The following is a 17,254-nucleotide window of genomic DNA, read 5'->3' as shown; positions in this document are numbered from 1 at the left end:
CCTAGCTTTTTATCATCTAGGGGTAAAGACTATAATTCTATATAGTTTTAACAACTGTACTTTGACTTCACGAATTTAATTTCTCAAAACCGATTAATATAGATATTAGTTTTTAAGAATTTAATATCAAAAATCACACTAGCACATAATCTAGTAACACTTTATACGAATAAAAACATCGATAAAATGCATAAAAAGAACTATTTTGTTTAATTTTTGCATTTTTTTATGAAACAAAATTTGTTTTTATGTTTAATTTATTGATATTTTTGTTAAACAAAAAAATTAAAATCAATAAATACTATGAAAACATTAACAGCAACAAAAAAATTAATAGTGCTTTTTTTAGCATCCGTATTTGTATTGTCGTGTAGTGACGACGATAATGACCCTATAGAATTTGTTCCAACAAATAATTTAGTTGAAATTGTTCAGGCTACATCACAATTATCAAGTTTAGAAGCTGCCCTTTTGAAGTATCCTGATTTGATTAATACTTTAAGTGGAAATGGTACATTTACAGTTTTTGCCCCTACCAATGACGCTTTTGCAGCCTTACTAACTGCAATTGGGCAGGATAGCATAGATGACATTCCAGAGGACGTACTAAGAAACGTTTTGGAGTATCACGTATTTGCTTCTGCAACAGTAACTTCAAACTTAGTAACTCCCGGAGACATAGAAATGGTTAATGGAGAAACTGCTACAATAACATCAGACGGTAACAGTCTTTTTATTGCTGGTGCTGAAATTATCGCAGTTGATGCGTTGGGAACAAATGGAGTAGCTCACATTATAAATAGTGTAATGGTACCACCATCAATAGCACCAATAGTTGGAACTATAGTGGCGCCTGCATACTTTAACAAAGATTTTACAACTCTAATTGCAGCTGTACAAAATGCAAATGCAGATTTATTAAGTGTTCTATTAGGGGATGGGCCTAGTGGGAATGGCATGACATTATTCGCACCAACTAATGCTGCTTTTGAAGCAGCAGGTATTACAGATGTAAATGGTGCTGATGCCATATTACTTTATCATGTTATTGATGGTGTAGTAAACGCAGCTGATTTACCAACTACAGCAGGATCAGCAGCAGAAATACCAACAGTTGGCGGAAACTTTTATTTAACCAATGCTGGTGGTGCTGTAACAATTAATGGCACAACTACTGTAACTAACACAGATATAGCTGGTTCTAATGGTGTAGTACATGTTATTGACAGAACTCTAATACCACCTACACAAACTATAAACGATATTGTAGGAGAGTTTGCAGGTGGCAACCCAGGAGAATTTACACTATTAGCTGTAGCTTTACAAAGAGCTGGTTTAGGAGATACATTTAGCACAGATGGTCCATTTACTGTATTCGCTCCAACTGATGCTGCATTTATTGCTGCCGGATTAACTGAAGAGGCAATAAACAGTACTGAGCCATCTGCTGTAGCTGGAATCTTAACACATCATGTTGTAAAGGCAAGTGCTTATGTATTTTCAAGTGACTTAGTAGATGGAGATGTTGAGATGTTGAATGATCAAAACGTAGGGATAAGTGTTAGCGCCTTAACAGTCCAAGATGCTGCAATGAGTGATCCTGCGGCAGGATTAATTCCTACTTTATTAAATGTACATGCAACCAATGGTGTTGTACATGTTATAGATAAAGTGTTGCTACCAGCAGCACCATAATTTAGTTTGGTTTGTTAAGATAGGCAAATTTAAATCTTATCGTTAGTTAAAGAATTGCCTATTAAAAAAGTCTCTTAAAAAGTTTAAGAGGCTTTTTTTGTCATATTTTTTTTATTACAATAAGTAATAATAAAACAACGGTCTATAATTGAATTTTAACGTATTATTAAACAATATAACAGCCAAATTATTTTCATTTTGTTTATTTTTTTATTAAATTTGTTAAACAAAATAGAAGTTATTCTAATAGAGAAAATATAGTATAAGGTGGATATAACAGCAAATATCTTGGGTGGTGCAACCTTGACTGATGCAAACAACAGGGTAAGCAACATAATTGCTGTTGATGTTCAAGCTTAAAATGGTGTTATAAACGTAATCAACAAGGTTGTTTTACCACCTTTACCTTAAAATATTTAGTTTGGTTTGTTTGGTATAGGCAAGTTTTAAAGTTTATAGTTAGTATAAAAATTGTCTATGAAGATGGCCCTTTGAGAAATCAAAGGGCTTTTTCTTTATGATTTATATTTCCCTTTTACAGTAAAATCTTTGGTCTCTATTAAATCTCCATTTTCATAATAACTCCATACACCATACTTTTTGCCTTTTTTATATTGTCCTTCCACAAGAAGTTCTCCTTTTGGATTATAAAATTTAGCTTCTCCATGTATTTCGCCTTCAACATAAATCATGGTTTTTAAAACAACATTGTTTAATGAATAATAAGTTGCCTTTCCGTCTAAAACACCATTCTTGTAATTTGTTGCTTCTGCTACTTGCTCGTTGTTATAATATACAAATCGTTTACCTTCAAGTTTTCCCAAACCATTATAATGTTCGAGCGTTAAAAGTTTATCAGAATCTTTTTGATAATACTTCCAAGTACCTACATAAATTTTTCCCCGCATCTTCCCCTCACTAATCACTTTTCCTTTTGAAGTAAAGAATATAACCTCGGCTATATTTGTACTATCACTAAATTGCCGTGTGGCACTTAAAACACCTTCTCCTTTTATATTTTTATAAAACTTGAAAAGCCCGATTTCTTTTCCGTTGCTAAAAGCGCCTTCATACCTTAAAACTTTAGTACCTTCAAAATACTTTCTCCAAACGCCATGACGTTTACCATTTTCATTAAATTGATTAAAGGTTTGTGTTAACACTGTATTAGAAATACCAAACAGAAAAAAGATAAAAAACAGCTTTCTCATAAGTAAACTATAATTTTGAAGTAGATAAAACCATAACGCCATTAATACCTTTTTGGTATAAACAAAAAAGCTGCCTGATGGCAGCTTTTATATTACTTCTTTCGTTTTTGTTGCATTTGTTTTTGCTGTTCTGCTTGCTCCATCATTTGTTTCATTTTAGTTTGAAACTTACTTTGCTTTTTTGGCTTCTTTTTATTCTCTTGAATTTGTGCATGAATTTTATCTTCATCTAAAATATAATTCTTTATCACAAGGATGATTCCTATACTAATTACGTTTGATATGAAATAGTATAAACTTAATCCTGAAGCATAGTTATTAAAGAAAAACAACATCATTATTGGTGAGAAATACATCATGTACTTCATCATTTTTCCCATGTCAGGCATTCCTTCTTGTTGCGGTTGCGCCTGCATATTTTGCCCAGTGGTTAATCTCATATAAAAGAAAATCGCCACTGCTGCTAATATTGGGAACAAGCTTACGTGACTACCATAAAATGGTATATTAAAAGGCAAATTAGCTATGGTATCATAAGATGATAAATCATCCGCCCATAAAAAACTTTTTTGTCTTAAATCAAAAGCCGACGGAAAAAATTGAAACAATGCGTAAAATACAGGCAACTGTATTAAAGCTGGTAAACATCCTGCTAACGGACTTGCACCTGCTTTGGTTTGTAACGCCATAGTTTCTTGCTGTGCTTTCATTTTATTATCCTTGTGCTTTTCACGAATAGCATCTAACTCTGGCTTTAATATTTTCATTTTTGCCTGAGATAGAAATTGTTTATACTGAACGAAAGACAAGCATATTTTTACTAAAATTGTCATCACAACAATTGCTATACCATAAGGCATAAAACCACCTAGAAAACTAAATAGAGGCATAAAAACATAGCGATTTATAAACCCAAAAATACCCCAACCAAATGGCACTATTTCGTCTAAATTTCTATTGTAACTATTTAAAATATCAAAATCGTTAGGCCCTATATACCAATCCATAGACTCGTTTAACTCCCCTCCTTTTAATTCTAGAGGAATTTTAGATGTAAACATTTTGGTATATACTGTATCTATGGTTTCTTCTTCTACTAAGTTCTTAGCAGTGATTTTCGCAGTTTTAAAAGGTGTATCAGTAAGTAATACTGATGAGAAGAAATGTTGCTTATACCCTATCCAAGCAACGTCATTTAGATCTTCATCTGCATCACGAGCACTTGTATAATCTGGATTACCTCCATCGTGCTCATAATGAATATCGGTATATCTGTTTTCGTAAGAAATACTTTTAGCATGACGATATCCTTTTAATTTCCAATCTAAGTTTATGGTTTGAGAACTATTAATAACATTGCTTAAACCTTGTGACCTTACACTAAAATCTATCATGTAATCATCTGGTTTCAACTCATAGCGATACTCCAAAAATTTGCTTTCGGAAATCTTAAACTTCATTGAAACGATGGTATTGTCTCCATTTTTTGAGACTGAAGGTGCAAAGTAACGCTCTTTGGTGTTGACAACCCTACTATCTGTAGTGCCAAACTCGATATTAAAAACAGCATTATTATCCTTAACGATATATATAGGTACGGAATCGTAATCTACAAAGTTTTTTAACTTTACTTCAGATAAATAACCGCCTCTGTTGCTAAACTTTAAAGCAAAAACATCTGTTTCTACTACTGTTTCTTCGTTATTGGCTAAACTTTCAGAATAGGCCAAAATCCCAAACTTATTCTTAAACTCAATCAGTCCGAGTGAATCTAAATCTGCTATATTGGTAAAATCGTTAGGGGTAGTAACCAGGGTTTGCACATCGGCTTTTACTTTTTTCTCAGCTTCAACTTTCTCTTGCTTTGCCTGTTCTTGTGCTTCTAGTTCTTCTGGCGTAGGTTTATTTTGCCAGAACATGTAAATCATTATTCCAAAAATGAGAACAAAACCTATAACCGAGTTAATATCTAACTTTTTTTCTTCCATAATTTTAAATTGTGCCCTAAATAAAAGAGAGGATGGTTTTTGTTTGTCAAAAAGCTATCCAATATACCATAAAATGCCACAATGGCACTTATTTAGAGTTTTTATGTTTTAACGCTGCTTTTACAAATCCAACAAATAAAGGATGTGGGTTTGCTACTGTACTTTTATATTCTGGGTGATATTGCACACCAATAAACCATGGATGCTCTGAAATTTCCACGATTTCCACCAAATCTGTTTTTGGGTTTAATCCCGTAGCTTGCATCCCTCCTTTTTCTATTTGATATCTGTAATCGCTGTTAAATTCATAACGGTGTCTATGACGCTCGCTTATATGTTCTTCTTTGTAAATTTTTGCTACTTTACTTTCTGGCATCAATACACAATCCCAAGCGCCTAAACGCATCGTACCACCTTTGTTTGTAATGGTTTTTTGTTCTTCCATTAAATCGATTACCGGGTGCAATGTATCTGGATCCATTTCAGTTGAATTGGCATTACTTAAATTCAGTACATTACGTGCAAATTCAATTACTGCCATTTGCATTCCTAAACAAATACCTAAAAAAGGCACATTGTTTTCCCTTACGTATTTTACTGCTGATATCTTTCCTTCTATTCCACGCTCTCCAAAGCCAGGTGCTACCAGTACACCGTCTAAATGTCCAAGCATTAACTCCGCATTCTCGTCGTTTAAATATTCAGAATGTACAGATTCTACATTTACTTTTACCTCGTTAGCAGCTCCTGCATGAATAAAGGCTTCTAAGATAGATTTATAGGAATCTTGTAGTTCTACGTATTTACCTATTAATCCTATATTAATTTCAGTTTTTGGATTTTTATGACGATGCACAAACTTATTCCAGTTTTTAAGATCTGGTTTTGTGCTATCTAATGCCAACTTATCTAAAACTACCTTATCTAAACCTTCTTTTAACATTAGGTTCGGCACATCGTATATAGTAGAAGCATCTATAGATTGAATTACAGAATCTGCAGTTACATTACAAAATAATGCTAATTTTCTGCGTAGATCTTTTGGAAGGTTATGCTCTGTTCTACATACCAAAATATCGGCTTGCACTCCACTTTCCATTAAGGTTTTTACACTATGTTGCGTAGGTTTTGTTTTTAGTTCTCCTGCTGCAGACAAATATGGCACTAAGGTTAAGTGGATAACTATACCGTTATGTTCTCCCAAGTCCCAACGCAATTGTCGCACTGCTTCAATGTAAGGTAGCGACTCTATATCTCCTACTGTTCCTCCAATCTCGGTAATTACAATATCGTAATCTCCAGACTTTCCTAAGATTTGTACACGACGTTTAATTTCATCTGTAATATGCGGTACTACCTGTACTGTTTTTCCTAAAAATTTACCTTCACGCTCTTTTTGAATCACACTTTGGTATATGCGCCCTGTGGTTACGTTGTTGGCTTGACTTGTAGGCACATTTAAAAAACGCTCGTAATGACCCAAATCCAAATCGGTTTCTGCTCCATCTTCGGTAACATAACATTCTCCATGCTCGTAAGGATTTAGTGTACCTGGATCTACATTAATGTATGGATCTAATTTTTGGATAGTAACCCGATACCCTTGTGCTTGTAAAAGTTTTGCTAAAGATGCGGCTATAATGCCTTTTCCTAGTGAAGATGTAACCCCTCCGGTTACGAAAATGTACTTAGTATTGGTTGTCATGTTGCGCTTATAAACGCAGGCAAATTTACAAAATTAAAATAGTTATTGCAGAATTGTTTTTTAACTATTTAGGTGGAGGTTATTAACAGTGGTTCTGGTTTACTAAATCTCATTAAGAATGTTGGTTTTACAGAAAAATTCTAATATTTTTGTTTAAAATTCAACATTCTTTATAGTAGCTAAATAACTTTACTAATGAAATTCAAATTATTTTTTTTATCATTTTTGATTTATTCCTGTGCCTTTGCAAATATTCACATCTTAGTTTCTACAAATCCAACATTGGAATCAAACACCCTTATTCCAAATACTCAAAGTAAATTTGACTCTGATAAAATATTTCCCTCTCTTGAAGTTGCTCACGATTCTATACTAAATTCTTATGGAACTAATATAGGAAGCAACTTAACGATTCATATTAGAGGTGGAGTATATTACCAAAAAGCTATATTTTGGAAAACAACCTCCAACAATTTTATTGTTAAAATAATCAATTATAATAACGAAAAAGTAATCTTTGACGGAACGGATTCTGATGGAACTTTACACTTAAAGTTTATCAGTTTAGCTCCAATAAATCGTAGAACAAATTTTTGGTTGGAAGGCTTAATTATACAAAATTATGTAAATGCCATTTCGTTAGGTCAAACATCATTGAGCACTGATTGTAAATATATTGAGACTATTCAGAATAGTCACAATACAATAAAAAATAATATTTTTAAAAATATTGGGGGTAAATATACAACAGAGCAATATACAACTGAAGATGGTATTGTAAAAGATGTAAATGGTTTTTCAGCTTTAGGGTTATCAAATTCAACAAATAATACTATTGAATCTAATGTATTCTATAGAATTGAAAATAAAGAAGACAGTGAAGTAGCCATACATGCTATGTACATAGTCAATTTTTCGAATAATAACTTGATAAAGGATAATTACATTTCGTTATGCGATAAAAGTCCTATTAAATTAAGAAATGCATGTAATAATAATGTGTTTGAAAGAAATTATATCGAGCAATCAGGTAATGCATATTCAAATGGTAATACAGGTTTTTTTGAAGCTTGGTATTGCAATTCAGGCGATGATGGCGACATTACTGATTGTAATGGTTGCTATGATCCAATTAAAGATGAGAATGGCAATCCTATTGAAGATGAGAGAAATAAAAACAGAATAGAATTACCTTCGACAAACAATCAATTATTTAAAAATGTATGTACATTTCCTTACCCAGATAGTAATACTGAGATAACATTACACCATTCTAAATGGGGTAATGATACGTTTGTAGATATTGATAATTTTGTAATTGGAACTCATCCTGAATGTGAAGAAATTTCGGCGACTACTTCAGGCGACATTAATGGGGATGGAAAAGATGAAACTTTCGTAGCTTACAATTATGATAATTTCACAAAATTAGTAAGAACTAGACCAGAAACACCTCATTATTTATCCAAAGTATTATACAAAAGTAAATTTTGGCATATAGGTGCATTAGAGATGAATAACTTTATAAATGGTGAAACTCCTGAATTAATAACAGCATTCAATGCTTTGACTTCTAACAAAGACAACACGCAAATATATATGGGAGATGGCGTAAATTCTGTTTCAAACTTTGGAAAGCTTTACAGCCATGTTTGGTGGAGAACAGCTGCTATTACATCTGGCGACTATGATAATAGTGGGTCTAATGAAATTTTCACAGCATTTAATGCTCCTAATGATAATGGAGATGATAATACTCAAATTTTTAAAGGAACAGGATCTGGAGTTAATCCAATTTCTAATCTTACGAGTAACGGAAGTCATGTTTACAATCATCCTTGGTGGTTAACAAAATCTATAACTTCTGGAGATTTTGATGGAGATGGATATGATGAATTATACATTGCATACAATGCTCCAGACACTACAGGTAATGACAATACTCAGATTTTCAAAGGAACAGGAACAGGAGCCCATCCTCTTGGATATGGTGAAAGTGATAAAAAATTTAATCATGCTTGGTGGCAAACTGCCGCAATGACTACTGGAGATTTCAATGGAAACGGATCTGATGATATTGTTATAGCTTATAATGCACCTGATAACGACGGGAGTTTTACAACTCAAATTTATCGTGGAAACGGAGATAACGCGATCAGTAATTATGGAAAATTATATGAAGATTTTGGATGGAGAACTGGAGCTCTTATTTCTGGGCAATTCGATCTTATTAATGGAGATGAACTAAAAACCACACTATTCACAAATACAAGCTCTCAATCATATACTTCTCAAGGAACAGGAGCTATTTCAACCCTCGGACAATATCATAGAACTGATAATATTACTCCATGTAATCAGAACTTATCAGCAAGACGTAACACTTCTAATAATATATTAAAGCCACTAAAAGAAAAGAATACTATTTTAATTTACCCCAACCCGATTTCTAAACCTGATGGATTTACTATATCAGGAACCACTAAAGATTATAAGATCGAAATTTTCTCTAGTGTTGGAGAATTAGTAATGTTCTCTCAAAATGAAAAGAATATTGAAACTAAAAATCTAGCTGCTGGTTTGTATATAGTTAAGATTACGGACTCTTCAAAAACGGAAATAAAAAAAGTTATAATAAAATAATCAGTTGCTAAAAATTTGCATAGTTTGTTTGCACCTGTGGGATGCTAAAGCACCATATATGAGGCGGTAAATGAAAACACAAAATTTCATTATAAACGTTATACTAATCACAGCAACCCTAACCATGCAACAACAACCTATTTTTAATTTCTGTAAAGCATCAAACATTGATAATTGGGTTATCATTGATGATGTAGTTATGGGTGGAAAATCCAATGGAACTTTTAAAATAGAAGATACTGGTCATGGGCTTTTCTATGGTGTCATTTCTTTGGAGAACAATGGTGGGTTTTCATCTGTGCGGTATCGAGGAAAAACTATATACATTAAAGGATACACAAAAATAATATTACGCATAAAAGGCGATGGTAAGCGGTATCAATTTCGAATTAAGGAAACAGTAGATTACCAACATTCTTATGTAAACTACTTTACAACGTCTGGATATTGGCAAACGATTGAAATAGCGTTGGCAGATCTATTTCCTAAATTTAGAGGACGCACTTTAAATATCCCAAACTTTGCTGGAGATACCATAACTGAACTTGGCTTTTTATTTGGTAATAAAAAAGCGGAAGATTTTAGGTTATTGATTGATACTATCGTATTACAATAATGTCTATGAAATCGAAATACGATATTATCTACCAATCATAAGTAAGCTTCCTATTCAACTGAGAAGTCATCTAAAACTTCTCTAAAATCTCTCGAAACATTTCCTCTTTCACATCGTCTTATTAAAAATGCCATAAAAAATGCAATGGTTTTGAACTTTTGCGTCTTTATAATTGAAGTGCTGATAAAAAGCCTTTGCATGAATCATCAATCAGAGAACAATAAAAAGCTTAATACGTTTTTTAGTGAGGAGTACCAATCACTTAAATCTTATGTGAACTCCAAACTGAAAGCTAGTGTTAACCGTGATGCCGAAGATATCATCCAAGATGTAGCTTTGAAATTATTTTCTGGAGCTGACCGATACTCTCCCATTAATAATGTTGCCGGGTTTGTATACCATGCAATAAAAAATAAAATTATAGATGTTATGAGAGCTGCTAGTAAAAAACCTCCCTATCCCATTGAAAATATAGAAACTAAAATGTACACACTTGCAGAATTATTATATGAAAACGACATAGAATCCTATTCAGAGGAAATGCAATCCGAATTAAAACAAGCCATTTTAAACCTAAAACCTGATTATAAAAACATCATTATTGCTGTAGATTTTGAGGGCTACAACTATAAGGAGATTTCTGTGGAAACTGGAATTCCTATTGGCACTTTAATGTCTCGGCGACACAGAGCTATTTCCTTATTACACAAATCACTTAAACCCAAAAAAGAAACTATTAATTAAAAACAATATACTCATGTCAAATTTCTTTAAACATAAAATGAGAGGTAAATCACCAGGCGAAATTGCTGGTATGATTATTTTCGGAATTATAGCCATTACTGGACTAGCTATACTCTTTGGTTTTGTACTAATGTGGCTTTGGAATTGGCTGATGCCAGAACTATTTGGTCTCCCCTCAGTAACATACTGGCAAGCTGCAGGACTGTTTATTCTTTTTAAAGTCTTAATTGGTGGCTGCGGTAGTAGTAGCAGAAAGTGTTCTTCTGACAAGGACAAATCATCACACAGAAAAGATGGTAAACGTGATTTCTCTAAATGGAAACACTATGATAAATTTTGGAAAGAAGAAGGCAATAAAGCCTATGAAGATTATTTAAATAGAATAAATCAAAAACAATCTAATGATGACTAACTTTCATTATTTTAACTACGAAATGAATACGCAACTTTTTATTCTTCGTACTAACATAGAAACTAAGCAGAGTATAAAACAAGTAAAATCTATTTTTGATGGCAATGCCGATATTATAAAATGGTCTGTTGATATTGAAGATATTGATAATGTTTTAAAAATTGAGGCTACTACAAATCTGAGCGAAACTGACATTATAAATCAATTAAAAACTCAGGGCATTTTTTGTGATGTTTTACCTAATTGAATTACAGAACAATCTTTTGAGAATAGCACACATTTTCACTTAGCAGATTAAAATCGTATTTTAGGTAATCCTAAACACCAAATATTAATAATGGCAGCAAAGTATGATACAATTGGTAGTAATTATAATTTAACACGAAAAGCTGATCCACTTCTTAGCAAGAATCTCTTAGATCACTTGAAGCCTAATTTTGATGGTGTTTATTTGGATATTGGTTGTGGTTCGGGAAATTATACGAATGCGCTACAACAATTAGGCTATCATTTTATTGGCATTGATCCATCTGCACTGATGCTTGAAAAAGCTAAACTGCTAAATAATTCTATAGATTGGCGTATTGGTACTGCTGAATATACGGGATTGGATGATGTATCGGTTGATGGAATTATTGGATCGCTAACTATTCATCATTGGACTGATTTAAAAAATGCTTTTATTGAATTGCATCGTGTTTTAAAACCAAAAGGACGTATCGTGATTTTTACCTCAACCCCAAAACAAATGCAAGGGTATTGCTTAACTACTATTTCCCAAAAATGTTACAAGATTCCATTAAGCAAATGCCCTCTTTAGAAGCAGTAACCACTTCTATTTTAAATGCAGGATTGGTTTTGAAAAATACTGACACCTATTTTATAAAACCTGATTTGGAAGACCAATTTTTATACTGTGGTAAGAACAACCCTGAGTTCTATTTTAATGAGCAGATACGTCATGGTATTTCATCATTTTCGCATTTGTCTAACAAAACTGAAGTAGAACAAGGGCTGGAACAATTAAGGGAAGATATTTCTAATGATACTATAAAAGACGTTATGCAATCTTATAACAATGATCTAGGCGATTATTTATATATAATCACTGAAAAGACTTAGACAAATACTTACATAATTTAGGTTTTGGAATTGAAATAAACGAATGGATTAGGGATTGCAGCAACATCCTTTTGTTTTATTCAAATAAAAAAACAAGATTACTTTATACACCTTTATTGTATTATGGATTCCTGCCTTCGCAGGAATGACAAAACAAAAGATCAGCACAATGTTAGGCTCGACCCCGAGGAAAAAACCCTTTCTCTTATAAATAAAACTAGAGAATTATATATTCTCGCTACAAAAAGAGCCCACTAACTATCGTTAATGGGCTTTTAAAGAAAAATAGTTTTGAGTTAGTTTTTCTTTTTTCCTTCTAATTTTTTTACTGAATCGTACATTATTGGTGTTGCAATAAATAACGATGAATAGGTACCTACTATAACACCTACTATAAGTGCGAACATGAATCCTCGGATGGAATCTCCTCCAAAAATAAAGATGGATAGTAATACTACCAATGTGGTAAGCGATGTATTTAAGGTTCTACTTAATGTACTGCTTAATGAGGAATCCACCACACGATTGAATTCCCAACTAGTATGCTCGTTAAAGAATTCTCGAATTCTATCGAATACTACCACGGTATCGTTTAATGAATACCCTATTACTGTTAGGATTGCCGCTATAAATGCTTGATCTATTTCCATATTAAATGGCATAAACTTATAGGTTAGCGAGAAGATCCCCAATACGATAAGTACATCGTGGAATACCGCTGCTACTGCTCCTAATGAGTATTGCCATTTTTTGAATCGGAACAAGATGTATAAGAATACTACAATTAACGACCCTAAGATTGCCCAGAATGATGCTTTTTTGATATCATCTGCAATAGTTGGACTTACTTTATCGTTACGCATTAATCCTACAGTTTTATCTTCTGCGTCGCTTATAAAATCTTCATAAGTCATTCCATCAAAATAAGGCTGTAAGGCTTTAAATAATGATGATCTTATTTCTTCATCAACCTCAGCTCCTGTTTCATTTACCTTATATTTTGTAGTGATTTTTAATTGGTTAGCATCTCCAAATGTTTTGGCATTGGCACTACCAAATACTGCTGGGCCTGATAAAACATCCGTAATTTCAGAAGCATTCATATCTTGCGCAAAACGCACTTGATAGGTTCTACCTCCAACAAAATCTACACCTTGATCTAAACCATTTGTGAATAATGAACTTAAACCTACTACTATTAATATTCCTGAGATAATGTAAGCTATCTTTCTTTTCTTTAAGAACTCTACATTGATGTTTCTAAACAAGTTTTTAGTAATTCCTGTTGAGAATGTTAATTCTCCACCTCTGTTGGTGTACCAATCTACTAATAGTCTTGTAATAAAGATAGCTGTAAATAATGATGTTGCGATACCTATTAACAGGGTTGTTGCAAATCCTTTAATTGGGCCTGTACCAAAAATGAATAAAATCAATGCTGTTAATCCTGTAGTAATATTGGCATCTAATATAGAGGACAATGCATTACTAAACCCGTCTTGAATAGCTTCTTTTTGTCCTTTTCCTTTTGCTAATTCTTCTCTAACACGCTCAAAAATTAGTACGTTGGCATCTACCGACATACCTATTGTTAATACAATACCTGCAATACCTGGTAGTGTTAATACTGCTCCCAATCCTGATAATACACCAAAGATTAATAAAATGTTTAACAACATAGCAATATCTGCAAATCCACCTACTTTTCCGTAGTAGAAGATCATCCATAACAATACTACTGCCAATGCTATTAAGAAAGACATCGTACCACTATCTATAGCTTCTTGACCTAGTGATGGTCCTACAACTTCACTTTGTATAATGTCTGCTGAAGCTGGTAATTTACCTGCACGTAAAACGTTTGCTAAATCTATAGCTTCATTCAACGTAAAGTTTCCTGATATTGAAGAATTCCCACCTGAAATTGGTCCTGAAGTTACACCTGGTGCCGAATACACTACATTATCTAAAACTATAGCAATTTGACCGCCTTGTTGATAGGCTCTACCTGTCATTTCTTCCCAGATCTTTGCACCTTTACTATTCATTTGCATAGACACTTCTGGTTGTCCTGTTTGTCCAAAAGTATGTCTCGCATCTGTTACTACAGCGCCACTTAGCTCTGGTGTACTATCTCTATTCCCTTTTAAAGCATATAAATCTACGACCTCGCTATTTTTTTCTGGCTTGCTAAACGCAAACTTTACATAACGTAATTCCGCTGGCAACAAAGCTCTTACTTGAGGTTTGTTTAAATATTCAAGTACCGTTGCTTTATCTTTTATTGCAAAAGAGGCTACTACTGGTCCTCCTTGAAATCCAAAACCTTTTATTAAGCTTCCTAATGGGTTTGCAGATAGCACATCAACTTCAGTTGAGTCTGTTGCAGCTTCTCCTAAAAGCTCATCAATTTTGTCTTCAGTTGCATCTTCTTGATCTTGTGGCTCAACTTCTTCTGTTTCTTGTTTTACTTCAACAATATCTTTTAATACTTGATCTGCCTGAAATAAAAACTGTTGTAGTTGTTGCCCTTTATATACATCCCAAAATTCTAATTGTGCTGTACTTTGTAATAATCCAGTTGCACGCTCTATATCTTTTACACCTGGTAATTCTACTAAAATACGACCTGAATTTCCTAAACGTTGAATATTAGGCTGAGTTACACCAAACTGGTCAATACGCTTACGTAATACTTCAAATGCTGAAACTATTGATTCATCAATTTTAGTTTCAATGATGCCTTGCACTTGCTCATCAGACATCCCTCCTGTAATTTCTCCATCTAAGGCTTTAGTGTAAAATATATCTGGAGATGCTAGCTTTGTATCGCCTTTAATCGCATCAAAAGCGATAAAGAAATCCTCCAAATATGTATTTTGACTGTTTTTTTGAAGTTCTGAAGCATTTTCTAAAGCTGTATTAAATACAGGGTCTTTAGTATTGTTAGCTAATCCTTTTAAAATGTCTTTTACTGATACTTGAAGAATTACATTTAAACCTCCTTTTAGGTCTAATCCCAAGTTCATCGCTTTTTGCTTTACCTCGTTATAGGTATAATCAGCTACTAGTATATCAAAAACAGTATCCGTTGCTTTCGCATCCAAATAGTTTATTTCTTCTAGACTTCGCTTAGCACGATAGTCGTCTTCTGTTTCAGGAAACTTGCTTATGGCTAGTTCTTCTGCTTCTCTTTCAATTTGATTTGCTTTAAATGTGAATGATAGTTGGTAGATACTTACCAAACCAAACAAAATAGCAAATAATTTAACTACTCCTTTATTTTGCATTTTTAAATGTTTATGGTCAAAATTTTTCTAAACGCGCAAATATATATTTTGCCTTTAGATTTGACAACTTTTATAATTATTGTGATTTGAGCAACTTTTAAGGTTTTAGGTTGCTTGTTTATAGGTATTTCTGAAACACCTAAACAGAGGTATATTAGGAAAATTAAAACCTTTTTCCTTTAGCAGCGAGGTCCTGCCCTAACTTCAGGTATTTGCTGTAATGCTTTTTTTAATGCATGTACATTTTTTTTATGAAGATTGAATGCCTGTTTTGAATTGACACTATCTTTATCTAAGTAATCATGTATTAGGTATAAGCTTGTTTTAGGTTTAAAAAACCTGTCAGCCTTGGGCTTTAATTCTAAAACTACTATACCGTTAAGCCCGGGATTTGTTTCATGTCCATTTTGAATTTCATGAACATCTAAATTATAGACTACTTCATCATGATCTTCAAAAGGTAAATTAAACGGTAAATCTTCTTCATTTGAAGTATTTAACTCTGATTTTATTCGTTTAATTAAAATGCGCTTTACAGAAGATACATCTACATTACTAAAATATGTGATTTTTAATTTTCCATTCCCTTTTTCAACAACCTTAAAATCAGTAACACCAAGAGTTTTAAGTTCCTGTTTTAATAATGAAATTGTGGATTGGCTATCTACAGATGTATGCTTAGCAGTATTAAACTCCAATACAATTTCTTGGTTATGTACATCAACCTGTTGTTGGTCTACAATACCAAGTAAAGTAAGTATAACGACGATTACGCCTATGTACTTTTTTAGAGTCATGCGGCAAATATAAAAAAATAAAGGTTATTTATTCCCTATGGTTGTTTGTTCTAATAATTTTAGTTTCGGAATCGTTTTTTTAGCTGTTAAAATTGCAGCCAAGTCTTGCGCTTGATCTAGTGTAAAATTACCCGAAATAGAAGAATTCCCTCCTTTTATCGCACCAGAAGTTACACCAGGAGCAGAATATACAATATCATTTAAAGTAATAGCTATACTTGTTCGATTTTGAAACGCTTTTCCTGTAATACGTTCCCAAATTAAAGCACCTTCTTCATTCATTTTTATTGCTATTTCAGGTTTACCCGTGACTCCAAATACTTGTCTAGCCCTGGTTATAACCTCTCCTGTTAAAGGTGGTTTATTTTCACTATTTGATTTAGCCGCATATAAAGCAACATTTCCAGAAGCATCAGGAATCCCCCATAAAAATTCAACTTTTCTTTTAGCATATGGTAAAGTGACTTTTGAAGAGTTATTAAATAAAACATTATTAATGTAAGTTGTATCACTAACATTAAAGTAAAATATTTCAGGTCCAAAATTATATCCATTTGAAGTCACTAAATTAATTAACGAAACTTTATCTCCAATAATAGTATCAATTGCAGTACTGTTACCTAATTTTTCCTTATCGATTTTGAAATCATTCAAAAAAACACGAAACTCATTACCAGGGTATAACTCCCAAAACTCAAGTTTTCCTCTGTTTGCAATTAATCTATCTACTCTTTTAATATTAAGTTCATTTGCTTTAATCTTTACCTCTATTTGATTTTTTCCGAAACGCTCAACAGTTGATGCAACACCAAAATTCACTAATCTTTCTTGAATTACTGCTATGGTATTTTTAATCTCTATACCAGACAACCCAATATCATTTTCAAAACCATATACAAATCTATACTCTTGTTTAGGTTTTATCAATTCACAGGAAAACAAACAAAACACAAAAGCAAATACTATTATTTTTTTCATAATATTTTTGAATAAAAAAAGGCTATCAAAATTATTTTGATAGCCTAAATATA

Annotated in this window: 14 protein-coding genes; 8 read left to right on the top strand and 6 right to left on the bottom strand. The window is 32.8% G+C overall.

What is annotated here, in order from left to right; genetic code table 11:
* The first annotated feature begins 303 nt into the window (after positions 1 to 303).
* Positions 304 to 1,695 (top strand): fasciclin domain-containing protein, encoded by a 1,392-nt coding sequence (locus tag EYD46_RS14810; protein WP_130937951.1) that lies wholly within the window; start codon positions 304 to 306, stop codon positions 1,693 to 1,695.
* Positions 1,696 to 2,210: 515 nt separating this feature from the next.
* On the opposite strand, the gene EYD46_RS14805 is transcribed toward EYD46_RS14810, so the two are convergent.
* The 3 genes from EYD46_RS14805 to EYD46_RS14795 form a co-directional block, all read right to left on the bottom strand.
* Complete coding sequence (locus EYD46_RS14805; RefSeq protein WP_130937950.1) at positions 2,211 to 2,906, bottom strand: toxin-antitoxin system YwqK family antitoxin; 696 nt, start codon at positions 2,904 to 2,906, stop codon at positions 2,211 to 2,213.
* Positions 2,907 to 2,998: 92 nt separating this feature from the next.
* Entirely contained in the window at positions 2,999 to 4,894 is a 1,896-nt protein-coding gene (gene yidC / locus EYD46_RS14800) for a membrane protein insertase YidC (RefSeq protein ID WP_130937949.1), read from the bottom strand.
* Positions 4,895 to 4,982: 88 nt separating this feature from the next.
* Positions 4,983 to 6,599 carry a CTP synthase gene (locus tag EYD46_RS14795; protein WP_130937948.1) on the bottom strand — a complete coding sequence of 539 codons (1,617 nt, stop codon included), beginning with the start codon at positions 6,597 to 6,599 and terminating at the stop codon, positions 4,983 to 4,985.
* Positions 6,600 to 6,794: 195 nt separating this feature from the next.
* Here EYD46_RS14795 and EYD46_RS14790 point away from each other — a divergent pair, with 195 nt between their 5' ends.
* The 7 genes from EYD46_RS14790 to EYD46_RS18010 all read left to right on the top strand — a co-directional run bounded on the left by EYD46_RS14790 (position 6,795) and on the right by EYD46_RS18010 (position 12,136).
* Complete coding sequence (locus tag EYD46_RS14790) at positions 6,795 to 9,242, top strand: T9SS type A sorting domain-containing protein (protein ID WP_130937947.1); 2,448 nt, start codon at positions 6,795 to 6,797, stop codon at positions 9,240 to 9,242.
* A 70-nt stretch (positions 9,243 to 9,312) separates the two neighbouring features.
* Complete coding sequence (locus EYD46_RS14785) at positions 9,313 to 9,858, top strand: CIA30 family protein (protein WP_229731358.1); 546 nt, start codon at positions 9,313 to 9,315, stop codon at positions 9,856 to 9,858.
* A gap of 198 nt (positions 9,859 to 10,056) precedes the next feature.
* A complete protein-coding gene (locus EYD46_RS14780) occupies positions 10,057 to 10,602 on the top strand; it encodes an RNA polymerase sigma factor (RefSeq protein WP_130937946.1) in 546 nt (181 codons plus the stop codon).
* Between the two features lie 37 nt (positions 10,603 to 10,639).
* A complete protein-coding gene (locus EYD46_RS14775; protein WP_165454393.1) occupies positions 10,640 to 11,014 on the top strand; it encodes a hypothetical protein in 375 nt (124 codons plus the stop codon).
* Complete coding sequence (locus EYD46_RS14770) at positions 11,004 to 11,261, top strand: hypothetical protein (protein ID WP_130937944.1); 258 nt, start codon at positions 11,004 to 11,006, stop codon at positions 11,259 to 11,261. The genes EYD46_RS14775 and EYD46_RS14770 overlap by 11 nt, the downstream gene beginning before the upstream one ends.
* 90 nt (positions 11,262 to 11,351) lie before the next feature.
* Positions 11,352 to 11,834, top strand: coding sequence for a class I SAM-dependent methyltransferase (locus tag EYD46_RS18015; RefSeq protein WP_229731357.1), 483 nt, complete (start codon positions 11,352 to 11,354; stop codon positions 11,832 to 11,834).
* A complete protein-coding gene (locus EYD46_RS18010; protein ID WP_229731356.1) occupies positions 11,798 to 12,136 on the top strand; it encodes a hypothetical protein in 339 nt (112 codons plus the stop codon). The genes EYD46_RS18015 and EYD46_RS18010 overlap by 37 nt, the downstream gene beginning before the upstream one ends.
* Before the next feature lie 296 nt (positions 12,137 to 12,432).
* Here the strand turns inward: EYD46_RS18010 and secDF are convergent, their stop codons facing one another.
* From secDF to EYD46_RS14750, 3 genes are all read right to left on the bottom strand, one after another.
* On the bottom strand, positions 12,433 to 15,426 hold the full coding sequence (gene secDF / locus EYD46_RS14760) for a protein translocase subunit SecDF (protein WP_130937943.1): 2,994 nt from the start codon (positions 15,424 to 15,426) through the stop codon (positions 12,433 to 12,435).
* Between the two features lie 179 nt (positions 15,427 to 15,605).
* The gene (locus tag EYD46_RS14755) at positions 15,606 to 16,223 is read right to left on the bottom strand and encodes a hypothetical protein (protein ID WP_130937942.1); all 618 of its coding nucleotides are present in this window, start codon (positions 16,221 to 16,223) and stop codon (positions 15,606 to 15,608) included.
* A 24-nt stretch (positions 16,224 to 16,247) separates the two neighbouring features.
* Entirely contained in the window at positions 16,248 to 17,201 is a 954-nt protein-coding gene (locus tag EYD46_RS14750; protein ID WP_130937941.1) for a SecDF P1 head subdomain-containing protein, read from the bottom strand.
* Positions 17,202 to 17,254: the final 53 nt, after the last annotated feature.

Source organism: Hyunsoonleella pacifica (assembly GCF_004310335.1).
GTDB classification, from domain to species: Bacteria; Bacteroidota; Bacteroidia; order Flavobacteriales; family Flavobacteriaceae; genus Jejuia; species Jejuia pacifica.
Note: the sequence above shows the minus strand (reverse complement) of the source record. Positions and strands in the feature narration are given on the sequence as shown.